General features: G+C 70.5%; 14 protein-coding genes and 1 riboswitch. Of the genes, 11 read left to right on the top strand and 3 right to left on the bottom strand.

The genetic code is table 11. The annotated features are described in order from the left end of the window. Nucleotides 1-691 precede the first annotated feature (691 nt). The 11 genes from rpsB (at nucleotide 692) to N4P33_RS22550 (ending at nucleotide 12,284) form a co-directional block, all read left to right on the top strand. Nucleotides 692-1,588 (top strand): 30S ribosomal protein S2, encoded by an 897-nt coding sequence (gene rpsB, locus N4P33_RS22600; RefSeq protein ID WP_260828488.1) that lies wholly within the window; start codon nucleotides 692-694, stop codon nucleotides 1,586-1,588. Nucleotides 1,589-1,744: 156 nt separating this feature from the next. After that, nucleotides 1,745-2,581, top strand: coding sequence for a translation elongation factor Ts (gene tsf / locus N4P33_RS22595; RefSeq protein WP_260828487.1), 837 nt, complete (start codon nucleotides 1,745-1,747; stop codon nucleotides 2,579-2,581). Nucleotides 2,582-2,771: 190 nt separating this feature from the next. After that, on the top strand, nucleotides 2,772-3,530 hold the full coding sequence (gene pyrH / locus N4P33_RS22590; protein WP_260828486.1) for a UMP kinase: 759 nt from the start codon (nucleotides 2,772-2,774) through the stop codon (nucleotides 3,528-3,530). Between the two features lie 130 nt (nucleotides 3,531-3,660). Then, complete coding sequence (gene frr / locus N4P33_RS22585) at nucleotides 3,661-4,218, top strand: ribosome recycling factor (RefSeq protein ID WP_055623354.1); 558 nt, start codon at nucleotides 3,661-3,663, stop codon at nucleotides 4,216-4,218. Beyond that, nucleotides 4,218-5,354 (top strand): phosphatidate cytidylyltransferase, encoded by a 1,137-nt coding sequence (locus N4P33_RS22580; RefSeq protein ID WP_260828484.1) that lies wholly within the window; start codon nucleotides 4,218-4,220, stop codon nucleotides 5,352-5,354. Before frr ends, N4P33_RS22580 begins: the two co-directional genes overlap by 1 nt. A gap of 213 nt (nucleotides 5,355-5,567) precedes the next feature. Then, on the top strand, nucleotides 5,568-6,239 hold the full coding sequence (locus tag N4P33_RS22575; protein WP_260828483.1) for a hypothetical protein: 672 nt from the start codon (nucleotides 5,568-5,570) through the stop codon (nucleotides 6,237-6,239). Nucleotides 6,240-6,366: 127 nt separating this feature from the next. Then, the gene (gene rlmN / locus N4P33_RS22570; RefSeq protein WP_260828482.1) at nucleotides 6,367-7,473 is read left to right on the top strand and encodes a 23S rRNA (adenine(2503)-C(2))-methyltransferase RlmN; all 1,107 of its coding nucleotides are present in this window, start codon (nucleotides 6,367-6,369) and stop codon (nucleotides 7,471-7,473) included. Nucleotides 7,474-7,520: 47 nt separating this feature from the next. Next, nucleotides 7,521-7,626: riboswitch (TPP riboswitch) on the top strand. A gap of 80 nt (nucleotides 7,627-7,706) precedes the next feature. Further along, the gene (locus N4P33_RS22565; protein WP_260828481.1) at nucleotides 7,707-8,783 is read left to right on the top strand and encodes a thiamine ABC transporter substrate binding subunit; all 1,077 of its coding nucleotides are present in this window, start codon (nucleotides 7,707-7,709) and stop codon (nucleotides 8,781-8,783) included. Continuing rightward, a complete protein-coding gene (locus N4P33_RS22560) occupies nucleotides 8,759-10,438 on the top strand; it encodes an ABC transporter permease (RefSeq protein WP_399029949.1) in 1,680 nt (559 codons plus the stop codon). Before N4P33_RS22565 ends, N4P33_RS22560 begins: the two co-directional genes overlap by 25 nt. Continuing rightward, on the top strand, nucleotides 10,439-11,458 hold the full coding sequence (locus tag N4P33_RS22555) for an ABC transporter ATP-binding protein (protein WP_260828478.1): 1,020 nt from the start codon (nucleotides 10,439-10,441) through the stop codon (nucleotides 11,456-11,458). Between the two features lie 25 nt (nucleotides 11,459-11,483). Further along, the gene (locus N4P33_RS22550; RefSeq protein WP_260828476.1) at nucleotides 11,484-12,284 is read left to right on the top strand and encodes a maleylpyruvate isomerase family mycothiol-dependent enzyme; all 801 of its coding nucleotides are present in this window, start codon (nucleotides 11,484-11,486) and stop codon (nucleotides 12,282-12,284) included. 64 nt (nucleotides 12,285-12,348) lie between these two features. Here the strand turns inward: N4P33_RS22550 and N4P33_RS22545 are convergent, their stop codons facing one another. The 3 genes from N4P33_RS22545 to N4P33_RS22535 all read right to left on the bottom strand — a co-directional run bounded on the left by N4P33_RS22545 (nucleotide 12,349) and on the right by N4P33_RS22535 (nucleotide 14,759). Next, complete coding sequence (locus tag N4P33_RS22545; RefSeq protein ID WP_399029947.1) at nucleotides 12,349-13,056, bottom strand: LAETG motif-containing sortase-dependent surface protein; 708 nt, start codon at nucleotides 13,054-13,056, stop codon at nucleotides 12,349-12,351. Nucleotides 13,057-13,203: 147 nt separating this feature from the next. Beyond that, nucleotides 13,204-14,325 carry an LOG family protein gene (locus N4P33_RS22540; RefSeq protein ID WP_260828474.1) on the bottom strand — a complete coding sequence of 374 codons (1,122 nt, stop codon included), beginning with the start codon at nucleotides 14,323-14,325 and terminating at the stop codon, nucleotides 13,204-13,206. A 26-nt stretch (nucleotides 14,326-14,351) separates the two neighbouring features. Then, the gene (locus N4P33_RS22535; RefSeq protein ID WP_260828473.1) at nucleotides 14,352-14,759 is read right to left on the bottom strand and encodes a VOC family protein; all 408 of its coding nucleotides are present in this window, start codon (nucleotides 14,757-14,759) and stop codon (nucleotides 14,352-14,354) included. Between the last annotated feature and the right edge of the window lie 253 nt (nucleotides 14,760-15,012).

Below are 15,012 nucleotides of genomic sequence, written 5' to 3'. Positions count from 1 at the left end.
GGGCCAGGACCGCCCGACGGCCGGAACCCCGCCCGTCCCGCCTCCCTCCTCTCGACTGTCCGCCGCGTCGGACCCGTGCGGCCCGCGCGGCCTGTCCCGCCTGTGCGCCCCGTGCGGTTCCGCCCGCACATGTGCCCTGAGTGGCCCCGCCCGTCCGTCCGTCCCGTGCGGTTCCGCCCGCACATGTGCCGTAAGTGGCCCCGCCCGTCCGTCCGCCACCCGCGGCCTGTCCCGCGGGTCCGCCCCGGACGGCGGCCCGTTCGCCGTCGCACCGTCGGGCACCGCCTCGCTCGCCTCCCCCGTCCCGGACGCCGACAGCCGCTCCGGAGGCGGCGCCAGCAGCACCGCGTACGTCAGGATCAGCAGCAGGAGCAGCCGTACCGTCGCTCTCACACTTCGCCTCACTCGCATGCCGCAAGCGTCCCGGAGATGCCCGATCATGGCCGGGACCTGTGCACCCGCGGTCGGTTGTGGACAACGGCGTCACCCGGTGCCCCGCGGGTCCCGTACACTTCTGGTGGCGACCCGGGCCACCGGGTCGACTTCGCACGCCCCGACATCGGGACCGGTCACGGCCGTCCCCCGGTGTCAGCGCCCCTCGGTCCTTCGTGGCAACGGCGCGTCGTGGGCGTCAGGCGCGGGAGCCGTCCGGCACCCGCGGCACAACCGAGAAACACAAGGAGAAACGGCCATGGCCGTCGTCACGATGCGGGAGCTGCTGGAGAGCGGCGTCCACTTCGGTCACCAGACCCGTCGCTGGAACCCGAAGATGAAGCGCTTCATCTTCACCGAGCGCAACGGCATCTACATCATCGACCTGCTCCAGTCGCTGTCGTACATCGACCGCGCCTACGAGTTCGTCAAGGAGACCGTCGCCCACGGCGGCACGGTCATGTTCGTCGGCACGAAGAAGCAGGCGCAGGAGGCCATCGCCGAGCAGGCCACCCGCGTCGGCATGCCCTACGTCAACCAGCGCTGGCTGGGCGGCATGCTCACCAACTTCTCGACCGTCTACAAGCGCCTGCAGCGCCTGAAGGAGCTCGAGCAGATCGACTTCGAGGACGTGGCCGCCTCCGGCCTCACCAAGAAGGAGCTCCTGGTCCTCTCCCGCGAGAAGGCCAAGCTGGAGAAGACCCTCGGCGGTATCCGCGAGATGCAGAAGGTGCCCAGCGCCGTCTGGATCGTGGACACCAAGAAGGAGCACATCGCGGTCGGTGAGGCCCGGAAGCTCAACATCCCGGTCGTCGCCATCCTCGACACCAACTGCGACCCCGACGAGGTCGACTACAAGATCCCGGGCAACGACGACGCGATCCGCTCCGTCACCCTGCTCACCCGCGTGATCGCCGACGCCGTCGCCGAGGGTCTGATGGCCCGCTCCGGTGTCGCCGAGGCCGGCAAGGGTGACAAGGCCGCCGGTGAGCCGCTCGCCGAGTGGGAGCGCGACCTGCTCGAGGGTGAGAAGAAGACCGCCGAGGCCGACCAGGCCGTCGAGGCCGCCGCCGAGGCTCCGGCTCCCGACGCCGCGGTCGCCGAGGCCACCGAGAAGGCCGCCGACGAGGTCGCCGAGGGCGAGCAGCAGGCCTGATCCGTCCGTCAGCGTCGACGGCGGGAGCGGGTGACATGAAGTCCGCTCCCGCCGTTCACCCGTAGGTCAGCGGCCGGTCGGCGCACTGCATACAGATGTAGAGCGCATAGCCGCAGATCTTCGATCCTCCAGACTTCGAGAAAGACTCACAGACTCATGGCGAACTACACCGCCGCCGACGTCAAGAAGCTCCGGGAGCTCACCGGCGCCGGCATGATGGACTGCAAGAAGGCGCTGGACGAGGCCGAGGGCAACGTCGACAAGGCCGTCGAGGCGCTCCGCATCAAGGGCCAGAAGGGCGTCGCCAAGCGCGAGGGCCGCTCCGCCGAGAACGGCGCCGTGGTCTCGATCATCGCCGACGACAACTCCTCCGGTGTCCTCGTCGAGCTGAAGTGCGAGACGGACTTCGTCGCCAAGGGCGAGAAGTTCCAGGCCGTGGCCAACGCCATCGCCGAGCACGTCGCGAAGACCTCCCCGGCCGACATCGAGGCCCTGCTCGCCTCCGAGATCGAGGCCGGCAAGACCGTCCAGGCGTTCGTGGACGAGGCCAACGCCAACCTGGGCGAGAAGATCGTCCTGGACCGCTTCGCGCAGTTCGCCGGCGGCTACGTCACCGCGTACATGCACCGCACGATGCCCGACCTGCCGCCGCAGATCGGTGTCCTGGTCGAGCTCGACAAGCCGAACGCCGAGGTCGCCAAGGGCGTCGCCCAGCACATCGCCGCCTTCGCGCCGAAGTACCTCTCCAAGGAGGACGTGCCGGCCGAGGTCGTCGAGGCCGAGCGTCGCATCGCCGAGGAGACCACCCGCGCCGAGGGCAAGCCCGAGGCCGCCCTGCCGAAGATCGTCGAGGGTCGCCTCAACGGCTTCTTCAAGGACGCCACGCTGCTCGGCCAGCCCTACGCGCTGGACAACAAGAAGTCCGTCCAGAAGGTGCTGGACGAGGCCGGTGTCACCCTGAAGCGCTTCACGCGCATCAAGGTCGGCATCTGAGTCCGTACCGCGACGGACGCGCGACCCCGATAGGGTCGACAGCAGTCGTCCGGACTCGGCGTCACGCACGCGCGCGTGCCGGACGACAGCAGATCTGACGAGGAGGCCATTGCCGCATGGGTTGCGAAACACGCCCCACCGGCAATGGCCTTCTCGTATGTGCAACACGTGAAAGAGGCGGAATCCGACCATGACCACCAAGGCTGAGAAGAGCGACGACGGCAAAGTACGCGGCCGGTTTCTGCTGAAGCTGTCCGGAGAGGCGTTCTCCGGTGGCGGGGGCCTGGGCGTCGACCCCGACGTGGTGCACGCCATCGCGCGCGAGATCGCGGCCGTCGTCCGCGACGGCGCGCAGATCGCGATCGTCATCGGCGGCGGCAACTTCTTCCGCGGCGCCGAACTGCAGGTGCGCGGCATGGACCGCGCCCGCTCCGACTACATGGGCATGCTCGGCACCGTGATGAACTGCCTCGCCCTCCAGGACTTCCTGGAGAAGGAGGGCGTGGACTGCCGCGTGCAGACCGCCATCACCATGGGGCAGGTCGCCGAGCCCTACATCCCGCTGCGCGCCGTGCGGCACCTGGAGAAGGGCCGCGTGGTCATCTTCGGCGCCGGTATGGGCATGCCGTACTTCTCCACCGACACCACCGCCGCCCAGCGCGCCCTGGAGATCGACGCCGAGGCGCTGCTCATGGGCAAGAACGGCGTGGACGGGGTCTACGACTCCGACCCGAAGACCAACCCCGACGCGGTGAAGTTCGACCACCTCGGCTACGGGGAGGTCATCACGCGCGATCTGAAGGTCGCCGACGCCACGGCCGTCACGCTGTGCCGCGACAACAAGCTCCCGATCGTCGTCTTCGAGCTGCTCGCGGAGGGCAATATCGCGCGCGCCGTCAAGGGTGAGAAGATCGGCACGCTGGTGGGTGACCAGGTCAGCCACGGCTGATCACCCTGACCGGGGGATGGACAATGTCCCGCCGGTCGGGAACCGTGCAGAAAGAAGACGCGACGCAGCCGGCCGCCGCCGAGACAACGGAACCGCAGCCGGGCCTACTCAAGACACGCAGGAGCAAGTGGTGATCGAAGAGACCCTCCTCGAGGCCGAGGAGAAGATGGAGAAGGCCGTCGTGGTCGCCAAGGAGGACTTCGCCGCGATCCGCACCGGCCGTGCGCACCCGGCGATGTTCAACAAGATCGTGGCCGACTACTACGGCGCGCCGACGCCGATCAACCAGCTGGCCTCGTTCTCCGTGCCCGAGCCGCGCATGGCCGTGGTGACGCCGTTCGACAAGAGCGCGCTGCGCAACATCGAGCAGGCGATCCGCGACTCCGACCTGGGCGTCAACCCGAGCAACGACGGCAACATCATCCGGGTGGTGTTCCCCGAGCTCACCGAGGAGCGCCGCCGCGAGTACATCAAGGTCGCCAAGGGCAAGGGCGAGGACGCCAAGGTGTCCATCCGCTCGGTGCGCCGCAAGGCCAAGGACGCCATCGACAAGCTGATCAAGGACGGCGAGATCGGCGAGGACGAGGGCCGCCGCGCGGAGAAGGAGCTCGACGACACCACGCACAAGTACGTCGCCCAGGTGGACGAGCTCCTGAAGCACAAGGAAGCAGAGCTGCTCGAGGTCTGATGAACGACTCTTCCTGGGGGCCGCCGCCGCAGACCGGGTACTGGGGGCCGTCCGACCAGGGGCCCGTACCGGGGGCTGCCCCGGCGGGTCCCGCGTACGATGCGCACAACGCGCAGCAGACTCACCCCCTGCCCTATGTGGCCGACGTGCCCGCGCACGGCGGAGACCAGGATGTGGACCGGGGGGCCGCTCGGCTGAGCGGCCCCCTGTTCCGAGACGAGACGACGCAGGCGCGCTCCCACCCCGGGGAGGTGCCGCAGAATCCGGAGCCCATGCCCGACGCCTCCGACGCCTCGCAGCCGGCGCCCCCGCCGCAGAAGAAGAGCGCCGGGCGTGACCTGGGTGCGGCGATAGGGGTCGGGGTCGGCCTCGGCGCCGTGATCGTCGCGTCGCTGTTCGTCGTGAAGGCCGTCTTCGTCGGTGTGATCGCCGTGGCCGTGGTGGTGGGCCTGTGGGAGCTGACCAAGCGGCTTGAGGAGCGCAAGGGCATCAAGGCGCCGCTGGTGCCGCTGGCGCTCGGCGGTGCGGCCATGGTGATCTCCGGGTACGCCCGGGGCGCCGAGGGCGCGTGGATCGCCATGGCGCTGACCGCGCTGGCGGTGCTGGTGTGGCGGATGACCGAGCCGCCCGAGGGCTACCTCAAGGACGTCACGGCGGGCGTGTTCGCCGCGTTCTACGTGCCGTTCCTGGCGACGTTCGTCGCGATGATGCTCACCGCGGACGACGGCGCCTGGCGCGTGCTGACCTTCCTGCTGCTGACGGTGGTCAGCGACACCGGCGCGTACGCGGTCGGCTGGCGCTTCGGCAAGCACAAGCTCGCCCCGCGGATCAGCCCCGGCAAGACCCGTGAGGGCCTGCTGGGCGCGGTCTCCTTCGCGATGGTCGTGGGCGCGCTGTGCATGCAGTTCCTGATCGACGACGGCACGTGGTGGCAGGGCCTGCTGCTGGGCCTCGCGGTCGCCGCCAGCGCGACCCTGGGCGACCTCGGCGAGTCCATGATCAAGCGCGACCTGGGCATCAAGGACATGGGCACCCTCCTCCCGGGCCACGGCGGCATCATGGACCGCCTGGACTCCCTGTTGCCGACGGCGCCGGTGGTGTGGCTGCTGCTGGTGGTCTTCGTCGGTTCGGGCTGAGGTTTAGGCCACGGCGCCGCGCCGCGGTAGCGGCTCATGGGCAGAGCATGGACCGCCTGGACTCACTCCTGCCGACGGCGCCGGTGGTGTGGCTGCTGCTCGTGGTCTTCGTGGGGTCCGCCTGAACAACCGTTCCCCAGCCCCTCCTGACCCACCCCTTCCGGGCATAAGATCACCGTACCGTGATCGTCGTGCACGGGAGGGGTGGGGTGTATGTGGGGGCGTAAGCGCACCAGACGCGAGCGGGTGGACGCGAACCTGGAGGCGGTCGAGCAGACTCTGGGATCGACCGACCGGGCCCATGAGGGGCTGATGGAACTCGTCACCGCCACGGCCGACGAGATCGAAGCCGTCCAGGCGCTGCTCGGCGGGCGGGACGGCGTGCCCGTCGACGCCATCAGCCGGCAACTGGAGGCTGCTCTCTCGACGCTCGGTGAGCTGCAGGACGTGTCCCAGCAGTACCTGGACAACCGGGAACGCGCGGTCGCCGAGCTGCGCAACGGCATCGACGCGGCACTGCCGTGGCTGGAGGTGCTGGTGGAGCAGGCCGACGGCATGGCGGAAGCAGGCGAGGAACTCGTCGGCATGACGCAGGCCCTCGCCGGGGTCAGGGTGAAGACCGAGCGCTTGCGCGGGGAGCTGGTCCCCCTGCGCGAGCGGGTGCACGCCGCCGTGCGCGCCGCGCTGGGCGAACTGCACGCCGCGCAGGGCGCGGAGGGCTGGTACGGCTGGCAGGCGGAACTCGCGGCACTCGGCGACCGGCTGACCGCCCTGGACGAGGGCCGGGTCGTTCCGACGCCCGAGTTCAAGATCGGCGACCGTTACCGCGTGGTCGAGCGGGAGGTGGCCACACTGCGCGACGCGATGGCCCGGGCCGTCCGCTGACCGGACCCGTCACCGGATCCTCCGGGTGCCGCCCGAGGGAGTGGGGCGTCCCATGACGGCCATCGGCGCCAGGCATCCGGGCCGGCCGCCCAGGTCACCCGGTTGGATCTGCGACACTGGATGAGCCATGCCTAAGCCCGGAGAACTTACCTTTGTCGCGCCGCGCGGAGCGAAGCTGCCGCCGCGGCATCTTGCTGATCTTTCGCCTGCCGAGCGCAAGGAGGCGGTCGTCGCGGTCGGTGAGAAGCCGTTTCGTGCCAAGCAGCTGTCGCAGCACTACTTCGCTCGGTACGCGCATGATCCGGAGCAGTGGACGGACATCCCGGCCGGTTCGCGGGGGCGGTTGCGGGAGGCGTTGCTTCCCGAGCTGATGACCGTCGTACGGCATCTGTCGACGGACCAGGGGACCACCCGCAAGACGCTGTGGAAGCTGTTCGACGGGACGCTCGTCGAGTCCGTGCTGATGCGGTACCCGGACCGGGTGACCATGTGCATCAGCTCGCAGGCCGGATGTGGGATGAACTGCCCCTTCTGCGCCACCGGGCAGGCGGGGCTCGACCGGAATCTGTCCACCGCGGAGATCGTGCACCAGATCGTCGACGGGATGCGGGCGCTCCGGGACGGCGAGGTGCCCGGCGGGCCCGCGCGGCTGAGCAACATCGTGTTCATGGGCATGGGGGAGCCGCTCGCCAACTACAAGCGGGTGGTGGGGGCCATTCGGCGGCTCACCGATCCCGAGCCGGACGGGCTCGGGCTGTCGCAGCGCGGGATCACCGTGTCGACGGTGGGCCTCGTGCCGGCGATCCACCGGTTCTCCGACGAGGGCTTCAAGTGCCGGCTCGCCATCTCGCTGCACGCCCCCGACAACGAGCTGCGCGACACCCTCGTCCCCGTGAACACCCGGTGGAAGGTGCGCGAGGTGCTCGACGCCGGGTTCGAGTACGCGGCCAAGTCCGGCCGGCGGCTGTCCATCGAGTACGCGCTCATCCGGGACATCAACGACCAGGCCTGGCGCGGTGACCGGCTCGGGCGGCTGCTCAAGGGGCGGCCCGTGCACGTCAACCTCATCCCGCTGAACCCCACCCCCGGCTCCAAGTGGACGGCTTCCCGGCCCGAGGACGAGAAGGCGTTCGTGGAGGCCATCGCCGCGCACGGTGTGCCGGTGACCATCCGGGACACCCGTGGCCAGGAGATCGACGGGGCGTGTGGTCAGCTCGCCGCCACCGAGCGGTAACCTGACCCCGTCAGTACATCTTCATCCGAAGCGGAAATCCGAACTTCATATTCCGACAGGGGAGCGCCACAGCGCTGAGAGTGCGGCACCGGCCGCAGACCCTCCGAACCTGGCCCAGGTCATTCTGGGTAGGGAGATCGGTCATCACTCGAGCTGTTGCGCCCTGCCCGGGACCTCTTCCACAGGTTCCGGGCAGGGCCGCGTCTCTTCCTGGTCACCCCAGGAGGAATTCAGTGAGCATCACCAAGAAGGCCACCGTCCTGGTGGCGGGGCTCGGCCTGGTCACGCTGTCCGCGTGCGGGTCGTCGGACGAGCAGTCGGCCGCGGACAGCAAGACCGTGACCCTCGTCAGCCACAACTCGTGGGCCGCCTCGAAGGACGTCATCGCCGCCTTCGAGAAGAGTTCCGGCTACAAGGTGAAGGTCCTCAAGGACGGCGACGCCGGGCAGGCCGTCAACAAGGCGATCCTGACCAAGGACAACCCCCAGGGCGACGTCTTCTTCGGCGTCGACAACACCCTGCTCTCCCGCGCCCTCGACAACGGGCTGTTCCAGCCGTACGAGGCCGAGGGCGCCGACCTGGTCCTCCCCGAGTACCGGGCCGACGAGGACCAGCACCGGGTCACGCCCGTCGACACCGGCGACATCTGCGTCAACTACGACAAGAAGTACTTCGCCGACCGCAAGCTCGCCCCGCCGAAGACCTTCGACGACCTGATCAAGCCCGCGTACAAGAACCTCCTCGTCACCGAGAACGTCTCCACCTCCTCACCCGGCCTCGGCTTCCTGCTCGGCACGGCCGCCAAGTACGGCGACGACGGCTGGCAGGACTACTGGAAGAAGCTCAAGGCCAACGGCGTCAAGGTCGTCGACGGCTGGGAGCAGGCCTACAACGAGGAGTTCTCCGGTTCCGCCGGCGGCAAGAAGGCGAAGGGCGACCGGCCGCTCGTCGTGTCGTACGCCTCCTCGCCGCCCGCCGAGGTCATCTTCGCGGACCCGAAGCCGGCGACCGCGCCGACCGGCGTCGCCGAGGGCACCTGCTTCCGGCAGGTCGAGTACGCCGGTCTGCTGAGCAACGCCAAGAACCCCGAGGGCGGCAAGGCGCTGCTGGACTTCCTGATCAGCAAGCAGTTCCAGGACGACATGCCGCTCAACATGTTCGTGTACCCGGTGCGCGAGGGCGCCCAGGTGCCCGAGGAGTTCACGAAGTACGGCCCGCAGGCCGAGGATCCGGAGACCATGGACCCCGCGAAGATCGCCGACAACCGTGACCAGTGGGTCAAGTCGTGGACCTCGCTCGTACTGAAGTAGCCGCCCCGGCGAGCACCCGCGCGAGGGGCGCGGCGGCGGCACGGCTCGGCCTCATGGCCGCCCCCGTCGCGTTCTTCGCGGTCTTCTTCGCCTACCCCGTCACCGCGATCGTCGCGCGCGGCCTCAAGGTCGACGGGGCCTGGCAGGTCGGGCGGATCGGGGACGTGCTGGCCCAGCCGGACATCCGGCACGTCCTGTGGTTCACCACCTGGCAGGCGCTCGTCTCCACCGCCCTGACCCTGCTGATCGCGCTGCCCGGCGCGTACGTCTTCGCCCGCTTCGAGTTCCCCGGCAAGCAACTGCTGCGGGCCGTGGTCACTGTGCCGTTCGTGCTGCCGACCGTCGTCGTGGGCACCGCGTTCATGGCGCTGGTCGGGCGCGGAGGGCTCCTCGACGCGTGGTGGGGCGTACGGCTGGACACCACCGTGTGGGCGATCCTGCTCGCGCATGTGTTCTTCAACTACGCCGTCGTCGTACGGACCGTGGGCGGGCTGTGGGCGCAGCTCGACCCCCGGCAGGAGGAGGCCGCGCGGATGCTCGGCGCATCCCGCCTCACCGCGTGGCGGACCGTCACCCTGCCCGCGCTCGCGCCCGCCGTGGCCGCCGCCGCGCTGATGGTCTTCCTGTTCACCTTCACCTCCTTCGGCGTCGTGCAGATCCTCGGCGGGCCCACCTTCTCCACCCTCGAGGTGGAGATCTACCGGCAGACCTCCGAGATCTTCGACCTGTCCACGGCCGCCGTGCTGACGATGATCCAGTTCGTCGCCGTGGGCGCGATCCTCGCCCTGCACGCCTGGACCGTACGGCGCCGGGAGACCGCGCTGCGGCTGGTTGACGCCTCCGTGACCGCACGCCGGCCGCGCGGCGCCGGGCAGTGGGCGCTGCTCGGCGGGGTCGTCGCCACCGTCGCCGTGCTGCTTCTGCTGCCGCTGGCGGTGCTGGTGGAACGGTCCCTCGGCGCGGCGGACCTCGGTTACTACCGGGCGCTGACGCGGGACGACGGCGGGGTGTTCCTGGTCGCGCCGATCGAGGCGGTCGTGAACTCGCTCCAGTACGCGGTCGCCGCCACCGCCATCGCGGTGCTGATCGGCGGTCTCGCGTCCGTCGCGCTGACCCGCCGGGACGCGGGGCGGCTGGTACGCGGCTTCGACGCGCTGCTGATGCTGCCGCTCGGGGTGTCCGCGGTGACGGTCGGCTTCGGGTTTCTCATCGCCCTCGACGAGCCGCCGCTGGACCTGCGGTCCTCGTGGATCCTGGTGCCGCTCGCCCAGGCGCTGGTGGGCGTCCCCTTCGTCGTACGGACCATGCTGCCGGTGCTGCGGGCCGTGGACGTACGGCTGCGGGAGGCGGCGGCGGTGCTCGGGGCGTCGCCGTGGCGGGCGTGGCGGGAGGTGGACCTGCCGATGGTGCGGCGGGCGCTGCTGATCGCGGCCGGGTTCGCCTTCGCGGTGTCGCTGGGGGAGTTCGGGGCGACGGTGTTCATCGCGCGGCCGGACAACCCGACGCTGCCGGTGGCGGTGGCGCGGCTGCTGGGGCGGCCCGGGGACCTCAACTACGGGCAGGCGATGGCCCTGTCGACGATGCTGATGATCGTGTGCGCGGTGGCGCTGCTGGTGCTGGAGCGGCTGCGGACCGACCGGACCGGGGAGTTCTAGATGCTGCTGAGCCTTGAGGGCGCGACCGTCCGCTTCGGAGGGCGTGCGGCGCTGGACGCGGTGGACCTGTCGGTCGCCGAGCACGAGATCGTGTGCGTCCTCGGGCCCAGCGGCAGCGGCAAGTCGACGCTGCTGCGGGCGGTGGCCGGGCTCCAGCCGCTCGACGCCGGGCGGATCCTGCTCGACGGCAGTGATCAGGCGGGCGTGCCCGCCCACCGGCGCGGGGTCGGGCTGATGTTCCAGGACCACCAGCTGTTCCCGCAGCGGGATGTGGCCGGCAACGTGGCCTTCGGGCTGCGGATGCGGGGCGCCTCGCGCGGCGAACAGGGGGAGAGAGTAGGGGAGTTGCTGGACCTCGTCGGGCTGCCGGGTGCGGGCGGACGGGCCGTCGCCGCCCTCTCCGGCGGCGAGCAGCAGCGGGTGGCGCTGGCCCGCGCGCTCGCGCCGAGCCCGCGGCTGCTGATGCTGGACGAGCCGCTCGGCCAGCTCGACCGGTCGCTCAGGGAACGCCTGGTCGTCGAACTGCGGGAGCTGTTCGGGCGGTTGGGCACGACCGTGCTCGCGGTGACCCACGACCAGGGCGAGGCGTTCGCGCTGGCCGACAGGGTGGTGGTGATGCGGGACGGGCGGATCGCGCAGTCCGGTACGCCGCTTCAGGTGTGGCAGCGGCCCGCGGACGCGTTCGTCGCCCGCTTCCTCGGCTTCGAGAACGTCGTCGAGGCGACCGTGGGCGCGGAGGTCGCCGTGACCCCCTGGGGCAAGGTCCCCGTGCCCGCCGACGCCCCGCAGGGCGCCCGCACGCTCCTGATCAGGCCCGCCGGTGTCCGTCTGGTCGCCGCCGACGCCGGACTGCGCTGCACGGTCACCGCCCGTACCTTCCGCGGCACGCATGTCGCCGTCCACCTCCAGCCGGAGGGCGCCCCGCGCCTGGAGGCGGCCTGCGCGCTGCGGGAGGCGCCGGAGACCGGTGACGAGGTGGGGGTGGAGTTCGACGCGGCGGAAATCGTCGTGCTGGGGTGATCGGTGCGCTCGTAGGGTGAGCGTCATGACCACGCTTTCCCACGACCGATACTGCGAAGAAATCGCCCACTGGACACGGCAGTTCAGGACCCTGCTGACCTCCGGAGCCGACGTCTCGGCGACCGTGCCGACCTGCCCGGAGTGGTCCCTGGAGCAGCTGGTGCGTCACGTGGGACGGGCCCTGCTCTGGGTGGAGCTGCTGGTGCGCACCCGGGCGCAGGAGGAGGTCCCGATCGCTGACGTGCCGGGCACCGAGGGGCCCGGGAGCCGCACAGATGCCGCCGCGCTGGACACGTGGCTGGCCGGGGCCGGGGCGGCGCTGGTGGCCGCGCTGCGGGACGCCGGGCCGGACGCGCGGGTGTGGTCGTGGTCCGGGATCCCCACCTCGGGGTTCTGGGCCCGGCGGATGACCCACGAGCTCGTCGTCCACCACGCGGACGCCACGCTCGCCGCGGGCCGGCCGTTCGCGCCCGTCGCCGCCGACGTGGCCGCCGACGCGGTGGACGAGTGGCTGGAGATCGTGCGGTTCGTGCAGCGGGTCCTGCCGGACGGGCCCGCGAAGGACCTGCGCCGGCCCGGCACGTCTCTCCATCTGCACGCCACCGACACCGCGCCCGGCCTGAACGCCGAGTGGCTGATCGAACTCGGTGAGGAGGGTGTGCTGTGGCGCCGCGGACACGACAAGGCGACCGTCGCCCTGCGCGGCCCGCTCACCTCCGTGCTGCTCGCCTTCTACCGGCGCCTGCCGCTGGACGCCCCGGACCTCGAGGTGATCGGCGACCGGAAGGTGCTGGAGTTCTGGCTGGAGCGGACGGCGTTCGGCTGAGACCCGGCCGCAGGACAGTGGCCCGCCCCCGGGAGGGACGGGCCACCGACTGGGGCTCGACGGCTCAGCGTTCGCCGTTGGTTCCCCGGCGTCGCATCGCCAGGAAGACCGCGCCGCCGCCGATCACGACCAGTGCGCCCGCGATGCCGGCGATCAGGCCGGTGTTCGAGTCGGCGCCGGTCTCGGCGAGGTTGGACTCGCCGACCGCGGGCGACGGGGCGTTGCTCGCGGTGTCCGCGGGAGCGGAGCTCTCCGGCTCCGACGGGGCGGGCGTGCCGGGCTCCTCGGCCGGGGTCGAGGCCGAGTCCGACGGGGTGGGCGTCGGGCTCGGGGTCTGCTCGTCCTGCTTCTTGCACGCCGTGGCCGGGGTGGTCAGGTTCGGCTCGATGTCCGCGTCCACATAGGGCTCGGCCTTGATGTGGATGCGGTACTCGGCGTTGGGCTTCCAGTCCTCCTCGAAGGTGATGGTCACGCCTTCGCGGGAGCCCTTGACCACCTTCTCGCCGATCTTCTTCACATCGGCGCCGTTGTTCTCCAGGAACACGGTGACGGTGGCCGGGACGCCCGCGGGATCGACGTCGGTGACGGTGATGACACCGTTGTCGCCGACACACTTCGCCTCGGCCGAGAAATCGCCGATGCTGCAGGCCGCCGCGGTGCCGGCGGCCCCGAGGGCGAGCGCGGCCGACGCGGAGACGACTCCGAGAGCACGCACGGTGCGTGCGACGGTACGGCGGGGGGCCGTACGACGGAATACGGACAGAACTGTCACGTTTGTCCTTACTGGGATGCGCACATGCGGGGGGTGGAGGGAGAGTTGACCGGACATCAGCTCTCCCGGATGGCACCCAGGTTTATAAGCGTCACATAAGTAGTGTCAACGCATATGCCGATCGCGGGTCCCGGCTTTGCCTGCTTATTAACCGCCCAGACGTTTCAACGCCTCGGGCGCCTCCTCGATCCGGTCCACGAGGGCGATCCGCGCCTCCATCGAGCGCTCCCGCGCCAGCGCCTGCAGCAGCGGCCAGGTCGGCAGCTTCTCCGTCCAGTGCGCCCGGTCCACCAGCACCATGGGCGTCGGTTTCCCGCGCGACTCGTAGTAGTTGGGCGTCGCGTTGTCGAATATCTCCTGTACGGTGCCGGCCGCGCCCGGCAGAAACACCACGCCCGCGGTGCAGCGGGCCAGCAGGCCGTCCTCGCGGGTGGCGTTGGCGAAGTACTTGGCGATGTGCGACGCGAAGGCGTTGGGCGGCTCGTGGCCGTAGAACCAGGTCGGGATGCCGACCGAGTGGTTGCCGTCCGGCCAGCGGGTGCGCACCGCGAATGCGGCGCGGGCCCAGTCGGTGACCGAGGGCGTGAACGAGGGTGTGGCGGCGAGGAGTTCGCAGGCCTCGTCCAGCATCGCCTCGTCGTAGGGGGCCGCGTACGCGCCGAGGTTGGCCGCCTCCATCGCGCCGGGGCCGCCGCCCGTCGCCACCGTGAAACCGGCGTGGGCCAGGGCGCGGCCCAGCCGGGCGGCACCCCGGTACTGCTCGGTGCCTCGGGCCATCGCGTGCCCGCCCATCACGCCCACCACCCGTGCCCCGCGCAGGAGTTCGTCGAGGGCGTCGGACATGGAGTCGTCGTGGACGGCGCGCAGCATCGAGGCGAAGATGTCGCCGTCGGCCCTGGTCCGCTGGAACCAGGCGTAGGCGAGGGCGTCCGGTGTCGCCTCGTAGCCCTTGTCGAGCGAGGCGAACAGGTCGCCGGGGGAGTAGAGATGACCCCGGTAGGGATCGAAGGGCAGTCCCGGCACCGGCGGAAGCACGAGCGCGCCGTCGGCGCGGAGCTTCTCCGCCGCCTCGGCGCGCATCCGGCAGCCCAGGAACACCGCCTCCGCGGTGTCCGTGGTCAGCAACTCCCGTGTCCGGTCGGTCAGATCGACGGACTGGACCCGGAAACCGGTGAGAGTGCCGCGGGCCGAGACGATCGCGTCGAACTCCTCGAGCGTCTCGATCTCGCGGTCACCGTGATGGACGGCATGAGCGGGAGAGGTCTGCACCCGCCCATGCTAGGCCCGTCGTGTTCTCAGCCCTCCACCGCGGACGGGTCCATCCAAATGACCTCCCAGGTGTGGCCGTCGATGTCGTCGAAGGCGCGGCCGTACATGAAGCCGTAGTCCTGGGTCTCGCCGCTCGGGGAGCCGCCCGCCGCGATCGCCTTGTCGACCAGCTCGTCGACCTTCTCGCGGGTCTCCGCGCTCAGCGCGAGCAGCACCTCGCTGGTCTTCGTCGCGTCCGCGATCTCCTTCTTGGTGAAGGAGGCGTACTTCTCCTTGGTGAGGAGCATCGCCACGATGGTGTCGCTGATCACGACGGAGGCGGCGGTCTCGTCGCTGAACTGCTTGTTGATCGAGTAGCCGAGCTCCGTGAAGAACTTCTTCGAGGCCTCGAGGTCGTTGACGGGCAGGTTCACGAAGATCATCTGCTGGTACATGGTGGGCCTCTCCCATTCGGTTCCGTAGCGTTCGTGGGGTTAGACCGAGGGTCCCCGCAGAAGTCATCGGCCCGCGGAGATTTTTTTCGAGAGACCTCAACGGGCGAGCGGAAGGGCCGACAGCTCGGCCACCAACAGCGTCAGCGGGGCGAACAGCGCGACGAGCGTGGCGGACCGCAGCGCCGCCGCCTTGCGCAGCGTCGCGGCGGGCGCGCCGAGGCGCAGCAGCGCGTCCGTGGTGAGCGCGCGGGCC

This window comes from Streptomyces sp. 15-116A, from assembly GCF_025290915.1.
Lineage (GTDB): Bacteria > Actinomycetota > Actinomycetes > Streptomycetales > Streptomycetaceae > Streptomyces.
The sequence above is the reverse complement of the archived record's forward strand: the minus strand, read 5'-3'. Positions and strand labels throughout refer to the sequence as shown.

Bases quoted from the DNA above. Each gene is read 5' to 3' on its own strand.
- N4P33_RS22550 (WP_260828476.1), top strand. From the start codon at position 11,484: ATGACCACGCTTTCCCACGACCGATACTGCGAAGAAATCGCCCACTGG.
- N4P33_RS22575 (WP_260828483.1), top strand. From the start codon at position 5,568: ATGTGGGGGCGTAAGCGCACCAGACGCGAGCGGGTGGACGCGAACCTG.
- rlmN (WP_260828482.1), top strand. From the start codon at position 6,367: ATGCCTAAGCCCGGAGAACTTACCTTTGTCGCGCCGCGCGGAGCGAAG.
- N4P33_RS22535 (WP_260828473.1), bottom strand. From the start codon at position 14,759: ATGTACCAGCAGATGATCTTCGTGAACCTGCCCGTCAACGACCTCGAG.
- tsf (WP_260828487.1), top strand. From the start codon at position 1,745: ATGGCGAACTACACCGCCGCCGACGTCAAGAAGCTCCGGGAGCTCACC.
- rpsB (WP_260828488.1), top strand. From the start codon at position 692: ATGGCCGTCGTCACGATGCGGGAGCTGCTGGAGAGCGGCGTCCACTTC.
- pyrH (WP_260828486.1), top strand. From the start codon at position 2,772: ATGACCACCAAGGCTGAGAAGAGCGACGACGGCAAAGTACGCGGCCGG.
- N4P33_RS22555 (WP_260828478.1), top strand. From the start codon at position 10,439: ATGCTGCTGAGCCTTGAGGGCGCGACCGTCCGCTTCGGAGGGCGTGCG.
- N4P33_RS22580 (WP_260828484.1), top strand. From the start codon at position 4,218: ATGAACGACTCTTCCTGGGGGCCGCCGCCGCAGACCGGGTACTGGGGG.